1 pseudogene is annotated in these 288 nt (G+C 56.6%); it reads right to left on the bottom strand.

From position 1 onward, the window contains the following. Window positions 1-288 (bottom strand): annotated as a pseudogene (locus EN874_RS33220) (HoxN/HupN/NixA family nickel/cobalt transporter); the annotation flags it as partial.

A 288-nucleotide genomic window follows, 5' to 3' on the forward strand; every position in this document is an offset into this window, starting at 1 on the left:
CGGCTGTTGAGCGCGGTCGAAACCAAAGCGACGCCCAATGAGGCAAACACAATGATCGTAGAATGGCCGATCGAAAAGAAGAGTCCAACCGCGACGGGGCGCTGACCCTCCTGCATCAACTTGCGTGTCGAGTTGTCAATTGCAGCAATATGATCGGCATCCACAGCGTGACGAAGGCCAAGTCCATAGGCAATGAATGCCGTCCCGAGCAGTACCGGATGCTGCCGGAACGCAATTGCCGCCCAAGCCCACGAGAGCAGATTGAATGCGACGAGGAGCCCATAGGTA

The organism is Mesorhizobium sp. M1D.F.Ca.ET.231.01.1.1 (assembly GCF_003999155.2).
Lineage (GTDB): Bacteria > Pseudomonadota > Alphaproteobacteria > Rhizobiales > Rhizobiaceae > Mesorhizobium.